This window comes from Nocardia sp. NPDC058497, from assembly GCF_042720195.1.
Lineage (GTDB): Bacteria > Actinomycetota > Actinomycetes > Mycobacteriales > Mycobacteriaceae > Nocardia.
Window position 1 is genome coordinate 1 of sequence record NZ_JBHXMY010000339.1, and the last position, 6,626, is coordinate 6,626.

7 protein-coding genes are annotated in these 6,626 nt (G+C 70.0%); 3 read left to right on the plus strand and 4 right to left on the minus strand.

Translation table 11 applies throughout. The features are described from left to right. Both ACFWPJ_RS21130 and ACFWPJ_RS21135 read left to right on the plus strand, forming a co-directional pair. On the plus strand, positions 1 to 707 hold a 707-nt coding region (locus ACFWPJ_RS21130), incomplete at its 5' end, for a hypothetical protein (RefSeq protein WP_378853820.1). Beyond that, the gene (locus tag ACFWPJ_RS21135; RefSeq protein ID WP_378853822.1) at positions 704 to 1,141 is read left to right on the plus strand and encodes a ferritin-like domain-containing protein; all 438 of its coding nucleotides are present in this window, start codon (positions 704 to 706) and stop codon (positions 1,139 to 1,141) included. The genes ACFWPJ_RS21130 and ACFWPJ_RS21135, both read left to right, overlap by 4 nt. Positions 1,142 to 1,177: 36 nt before the next feature. Here the strand turns inward: ACFWPJ_RS21135 and ACFWPJ_RS21140 are convergent, their stop codons facing one another. Further along, positions 1,178 to 2,929 carry an acyl-CoA dehydrogenase family protein gene (locus ACFWPJ_RS21140; protein WP_378853824.1) on the minus strand — a complete coding sequence of 584 codons (1,752 nt, stop codon included), beginning with the start codon at positions 2,927 to 2,929 and terminating at the stop codon, positions 1,178 to 1,180. A 191-nt stretch (positions 2,930 to 3,120) separates the two neighbouring features. After that, positions 3,121 to 4,869, minus strand: coding sequence for a proline--tRNA ligase (locus ACFWPJ_RS21145; RefSeq protein WP_378853826.1), 1,749 nt, complete (start codon positions 4,867 to 4,869; stop codon positions 3,121 to 3,123). A gap of 104 nt (positions 4,870 to 4,973) precedes the next feature. Here ACFWPJ_RS21145 and yaaA point away from each other — a divergent pair, with 104 nt between their 5' ends. Further along, complete coding sequence (gene yaaA / locus ACFWPJ_RS21150) at positions 4,974 to 5,720, plus strand: peroxide stress protein YaaA (protein ID WP_378853828.1); 747 nt, start codon at positions 4,974 to 4,976, stop codon at positions 5,718 to 5,720. On the opposite strand, the gene ACFWPJ_RS21155 is transcribed toward yaaA, so the two are convergent. Continuing rightward, complete coding sequence (locus tag ACFWPJ_RS21155; protein ID WP_378853832.1) at positions 5,710 to 6,105, minus strand: VOC family protein; 396 nt, start codon at positions 6,103 to 6,105, stop codon at positions 5,710 to 5,712. The genes yaaA and ACFWPJ_RS21155 overlap by 11 nt on opposite strands. After that, entirely contained in the window at positions 6,105 to 6,386 is a 282-nt protein-coding gene (locus ACFWPJ_RS21160; protein ID WP_378853830.1) for an ArsR/SmtB family transcription factor, read from the minus strand. The genes ACFWPJ_RS21155 and ACFWPJ_RS21160 overlap by 1 nt, the downstream gene beginning before the upstream one ends. Positions 6,387 to 6,626 lie beyond the last annotated feature (240 nt).

The window sequence follows — 6,626 nt, forward strand, 5'->3', positions numbered from 1 at the left end:
CCCCCTCAGTCTCCGCGCGGCCGACGTCGGCCGCACCGGCACACCGGCATTCGAACGCCGAGCCGCCTGCCGATCCGGCTACCCACCGGCTCGCGGTTGCGCACCGGCACGCGACGGCAGACCAGTCCGCTGTCGCACACCGGGATTCGGCTGCTCAGCCCGCGGCGGTCATGGCGCGGGGCGCCTGGCGGCGCCGCTCGGTGCTGCGGCTCGTCGGCACGACCGCCGTCGGGATTCCGGCGCTGACCGCACTGGCCGCCTGCGCCGAGGACGACACCGTGTACGCCCCGGATCCGCTTGCCGCGCAAGAGGTTCTGGCCCGGGCCGACGCCGCGGCCGCCCAGGCGGCCATCGCGCTCGCGCCCCGGTCCCAGGCGGCGCTGACCACCATCGCGACCGAGCGCGGCGCGCACGCCGACGCCCTGCGCACCGAGATCGACCGGGTGATCGGCGTCTACGGCGACGGCACCACCCCGGTGCACCGCACGGGCGAGGTCACCGTGCCGGGCCCGGACGGGCAACCGGTGCCCGCGTCGGCCGTCCAGACCCCCACCCAGCCGCTCACGATCGCGCAGCTGCGCGATCAGCTGGTCCGCTCCCAGCAGTCCGCCGCCGCCCTGGCGCGCACCGAATCCGGTTACCGCGCAGGGCTGCTGGCGTCGATCAGCGCGGCCTGCGCCACCGAGGCAGGAGTCCTGCTGACATGACCGATCAACGTCAGGCGCTGCAGCGCGCACTCGACAGCGAGTACGCCGCCGTCTACTCCTACGGCGTCATCGCGGCCTACGCCAATGCCGACCGGGCCCGGCTGGTCGCCGAGTTCAGCGCCGCGCACCGGGCCCGCCGCGACGCCACCATCGAGCTGCTGGAAGCCGGCGGCACCGCCCCCGAGGCGCCCGACGCCGCCTACAACCCACCCTTCCCGGTCGACGATCCGATCCCCGCGGCCAACCTGGCGGTCGCGGTCGAATCCGATTGCGCCGCAGCGTGGTACGCCGTCGTGGAACAGGCATCCGACGAGTCGGTGCGCGCCACCGCGACCGAGGCGCTCACCGAGTCCGCGGTGCGCCGGGCCCGCTGGCAGGCGATCCTGGGCGCGAACCCGGTGACCACCACCTTCCCCGGCCGCGCCGCGGTGTAGTCCCGGGCGGCACCCACCGCCCGAGACCTCCCGCTGCTACGGGCGCATCGAGTAGGCGCCGTCGTAGGACTCCACCTGCTCCCACACCCGGTTGAAGCGCTCGGCGTCGGCGACGGGGCTGCGCAGGGCGCCGACCGCCCACTCGCGCTGCGCCTCGGTCACCGAGGGCTTGCCCAGCAGGGCGGTGGCCTGGGTGTTGAAGTCGCGGATCTGGAAGTCGAAGATCTGGTCGAGCACGTCGCGGTCGAGCCCGGTGAGCTCGGCCTGCTCGAGGATCAGCTGGCCGTAGACCACCGTGGAGAACAGGTGGCCGATGGTCAGCATGAAGTCCAGGTCCTTCTGCTGATCGGCGTCGGGCGCCGCGGTGAGCAGCAGGGTGCGCAGCGCCTGGGCCTGCTCGTAGAAACGGCCGACATTGGGCACGTCGGCGGCCTGCTCGTAGGCCGGGGTCCAGTCGGCGAACTGTACCTTGCCCGCACCGCGCGCCGGGCCCTGCTTCCAGAAGAACTCCTGGTCGCCCGGCGCCAGGTCGGTGCCGATCGCCGGGTACTCCTTCGGGTTGAGCAGGTAGTTCGGCATGAACTTCAGGATCTGGCCGACGTTGACGTGCACCGTGCCCTCGAGCCGGGGCAGGTGGTTGATGTAGCGCGAGGCCTGCGCGAAGTAGGTGGCCTTCTCGAAGCCCTTGGCCGCCAGCACATCCAGCAGCAGGGTCATCGCGACCTCGCCCTCGGAGGTCACCTTGGACTTGGTCATCGGGTTGAACAGCAGGTAGCGGCGATCCTCGAGCGAGGCGCTGCGGAAGTAGTCGACAGCGCGGTCGCTGAACAGCTTCATCGCGATCAGGCGCGCGTAGGCGTCGACGAAATTGCCACGCACGTGGGCGAAGTCGGTGACCGGGTTGCCGTAGAGGATGCGGTTGTTGGCGTGGGTGATGGCCTCGAAGAACGAGTGCTCGACCATGCCGATGCTGCCGTGGCAGAGGTTGAACTTGCCGACGTTGACGGTGTTCAGCGCGGCCGAGAAGCCCTCGGGGCCTTCGTGGAGCACGTCGGCGGCGGTCACCGGGTAGTTCTCCAGCCGGAAGTGGCTGACATACATCTGACCGTGGATGACGCTCTCGATCAGGTGGTAGTTGTCGTGACGGCTGTCGGCGGCGAACCAGATGTAGCCCTCGGCGCCCTCGACATCGGCGCGGCGGGAGAACACCGACACCATGGAGGCGACGTTGCCGTTGCCGATGTAGTACTTCTCACCGTTGGCGCGGAACAGGATGCCCGCCTCGGCGTCGGCGCTGCCCGGCTCGCTCGGGGTGAGGATCAGGTCGGTGTTGTAGATGTCGGCGCCGTGGTCGCGCTCGGACAGCGCGAACGCCATGACCTGGCCCTCGTCGAGGTCGGCGGCGGCCTTGCGCTTGGCGATCTCGTTGTCGCTCTGCCAGATCGGGCCGAGGCCCAGGATGGTGACCTGCTCGGCGTACCAGTACGCCAGGCCGTAGAAGCCGAAGATCTCGGCCAGCGCCGCGTTGCGGGCGGCGTCCCAGCGCTTGTTCGGGTCACCGTCGGCGTAGGCGGCCGGGGTCAGGAAGGTCGCGAACAGCTTCTCCTTCGCGACGAAGTCGAGGAACTCCTGGGTCCACACCGCGTCGCGGTCGTCGGCCAGCAGCTGCGCCTTGCCCTTGGACTCGAACCACTCGATGGTGGCCCGCAGCAGCCGCCGCGTCTCGGCATCGAAGTGCTGCGGGTCGTAGGTGGCGGGGTTGAACAGCAGGCTCGGCGAACTCGTCATGGGCCTAACTTAGCAGCGCCGCTGAGCCGCCACGCCAACCCTCGAGGCTATGACCTGCAGGTTTCCCCTACGTAGGCGTAAGTTTGCACGACGAGCAAACTCGCCGAGGCGATGCGTCAGGGGTCTACCCGAAAACGACGATCGCGCCGCCCCGCAGTGCTCGCGGGACGGTGCGATTCGCCGATCAGAACTCAGCCGCGGATCTTCGCGGTGACGGCGGTGACGGCGTCGGAGGCCGGGATCTCCTCGGCCTCACCGGTGAGGCGGTTGCGCAGTTCGACCTTGCCGTCGGCCCAGCCGCGGCCGATCACGAGAATCCACGGCATACCCAGGAGTTCGGCGTCCTTGAACTTCACGCCGGGCGAGGCGGTGCGGTCGTCGAAGAGGACCTCGAGGCCCTGCTTATCCAGACCGGCGACGACCTGCTCGGCGCCCTCGCGGGCGGCGGCGTCCTTGTTGGCGATCACCACGTGCACGTCGAACGGGGCGACCTCGGCGGGCCAGCGCAGGCCCTTGTCGTCGTGCTGCTGCTCGGCGATCACCGCGACCATGCGGGAGACGCCGATGCCGTAGGAGCCCATGGTGAGGCGCACCGGCTTGCCGTTCTCGCCGAGCACGTCGACATCGAAGGCGTCGGTGTACTTGCGGCCGAGCTGGAAGATGTGGCCGATCTCGATGCCACGGGCCGCCACCAGCGGGCCCGCACCGTCGGGCGAGGGATCGCCGTCGCGGACCACGGCGGCCTCGATGGTGCCATCGGGGGTGAAGTCGCGACCGGCGACCAGGCCGACGACGTGCTTGCCCTGCGCATCGGCGCCGGTAATCCAGGCGGTGCCCTCGACGACGCGGGGGTCGACGAGGTAGCGAACACCGTTGGCCTGCAGCGACTTCGGGCCGATGTAGCCCTTCACCAGGAAGGGGTTGGCGGCGAAGTCGGCCTCGGTGAGCAGTTCCACCTCGGCGGGCTCGACGGAGGCTTCCAGCCGCTTGTCGTCGACCTCGCGGTCGCCGGGGACGCCGATGCCGAGGATCTCGGTCTTGCCGTCCGGGTGGCGCAGCTTGACCATCACGTTCTTCAACGTGTCGGCCGCGGTGACGGTGCGGTCGAGCACCTTCGCCTCGTTGGCCCACTCGACCAGCGTCGCGATGGTGGGGGTGTTCGGGGTGTCGTATTCGACCGCGGCGGGCTGTCCCTCGATGGGCAGCGGCGCGGGCGCGGGCGTGACCACGGCTTCCACATTCGCCGCGTACCCGGACTCGACGCAGCGCACGTAGGTGTCCTCACCGACGGGGCTCTCGGCGAGGAATTCCTCGGAGGCGCTGCCGCCCATCGCGCCGGAGGTGGCGGCCACGATCACGTACTTGACGCCGAGGCGGTCGAAGATGCGCTGGTAGGCCGCGCGGTGGGTGGCGTAGCTGGTGGCGAGGCCGTCGTCGTCGAGGTCGAAGGAGTAGGAGTCCTTCATGGTGAACTCGCGGCCGCGCAGGATGCCGGCGCGGGGACGTTCCTCGTCGCGGTACTTGGCCTGGATCTGGTACAGCGTGACCGGCAGATCCTTGTAGGAGTTGTATTCGCCCTTCACGGTGAGCGCGAACAGTTCCTCGTGGGTGGGGCCGAGCAGGTAGTCGCCGCCCTTGCGGTCCTGCAGGCGGAACAGGGCGTCGCCGTATTCGGTCCACCGGTTGGTGGTCTCGTAGGGCTCGCGCGGCAGCAGCGCGGGCAGGGAGATCTCCTGGGCGCCGGTGGCGTCCATTTCCTGGCGCACAACGTCCTCGATCCGGCGCAGCGTGCGCAGGCCCAGCGGCAACCACGAGTACACGCCGGGAGCGACGCGGCGGACGTAGCCGGCGCGAACCAGCAGTTTGTGGCTTGGCACCTCGGCGTCGGCGGGATCGTCTCGCAGGGTGCGCAGGAACAGGCGGGAGAGGCGGGTGATCACGGATGCACAGAGTAGTCCCTGGTCCGGGGCGCCGTGCAAGCCGATTACGGTTCCATGCCCACCAGCGGCCGCGCCGGCCGACGACGCCGGTACCGTAGGCGATCGTGCTGGTGCTGCTGCCTCCCTCCGAAACCAAGTCCGACGGCGGAACGGGCGCGCCCCTCGACCTGGCCGATCTGGCGATGCCGCAGCTCACCGCGGTGCGCGACAAGCTGGTCACCGAGGTGGTGCAGCTCGCCGCCGACCCGGCCGCCTCCGCCGCCGCGCTCGGCCTCGGCAAGGGCGCCGACGCCGAGATCGCCCGCAACGCCAGCCTGCGCACGTCACCGACCCGGCCCGCGCTGGAGCGCTACACCGGCGTCCTCTACGACGCGCTGGACGCGAAGTCGTTCACCAAGGCGCAGCGGGCGAAGGCGTACGCGCGCCTCGGGATCGGCTCGGCCCTGTTCGGCGCGGTCCGCGCGAGCGACCCGATCCCGGCCTACCGCCTCTCCGGCGGCACCAAACTGCCCGGCCTGCCGACACTGTCGGCGCTGTGGCGCGACGTGCTGCCCGACGCCCTCTACGCGGAGGCCGCGGGCGAGCTCGTCGTCGACCTGCGCTCGGGCACCTACCAGCAGCTGGGCCGGGTCCCCGACGCGATCACCGCCAACGTCCTCACCGAGCACCCCGACGGGTCACGCACGGTGGTCAGCCACTTCAACAAGCATCACAAGGGCCTGCTGGCCCGCGCCCTGGTCCTGACCAGGGCCGAGCCGACCGGCATCCGCGCGGTGGCGCGGGTGGCGACCAAGGCGGGCTTGCGCACCGAGATCGCCTCCCCCACCGAACTTCTCATTATCACGCAGTAGCGGGCGCGCCCATCAGCTGGATGAGGTTGCCGCAGGTGTCGTCGAAGACGGCGGTGGTGACCTGGCCCATCGGCTGGGGTGGCTGGGTGAACAGGACGCCGCGGTCGAGCAGGCGGCGGTATTCGGCGTCGAGATCGTCGACGGTGAAGATCATGCAGGGGATGCCGTCGGCGGTGAGGGCGGTTTTGTAGTTCTGGGCGATCGGGTTCTGGTCTGGTTCGAGCAGCAGTTGCGTGCCGTCGACGTCGGCGGGCGAGACCAGGGTCAGCCAGTAGTACTCGCCGATCGGCACCCGGTCCTTGACCTGGAAACCGAGCACGTCGGTGTAGAACTTCTCGGCCTTGTCCTGGTCGTCGACGAAGATGCTGGTCACACCGATGCGGATCATGCGTCCTCCTGGGGGATCGGCCATCGCTCCGACACCGCGCGCAACGGCGTGAAGTCGGCGTGATGGAACTTGTAGCGGCCTGCACGACGGGTGGTCACCAGTCCGGCGGCCTCGAGCATCCCCAGATGCTGGGTGATCGCCTGCCGCGACGAACTGATCCCGTGCTTGGTGGCGAGCTTGGCGCACAGTTCGAACAGGGTCTGTCCGTCCCGGTCCGCCAGTTCGTCGAGGAGCGCGCGCCGCGTCGAATCCGCGAGTGCCACGAAGATATCGGTCACGGTGCGCGCTCCTCCCGTCGTCTCCCCTCGAACAATAGGCAAGCATTCGCTTGCATGTCAAGCATCGACGCAGGTAGACCTGGGTCAGACTTCGGCGGCGGCCAGCGCGGCCCGCACCGTCGCGGCGTCGGCGGTCGTGGCGGCCGACGGCGGCCACGAATCCCAGGCGGCGGCGTACGGGTGGACATAGACCGGGGTGTCGCGCTGGGAGCGACGGCTCTCGGCCAGGGTGCCACCGTC

Excerpts from the sequence above, each read along its gene's own strand:
- ACFWPJ_RS21135 (WP_378853822.1), top strand. The coding sequence starts at position 704 with ATGACCGATCAACGTCAGGCGCTGCAGCGCGCACTCGACAGCGAGTAC.
- ACFWPJ_RS21140 (WP_378853824.1), bottom strand. The coding sequence starts at position 2,929 with ATGACGAGTTCGCCGAGCCTGCTGTTCAACCCCGCCACCTACGACCCG.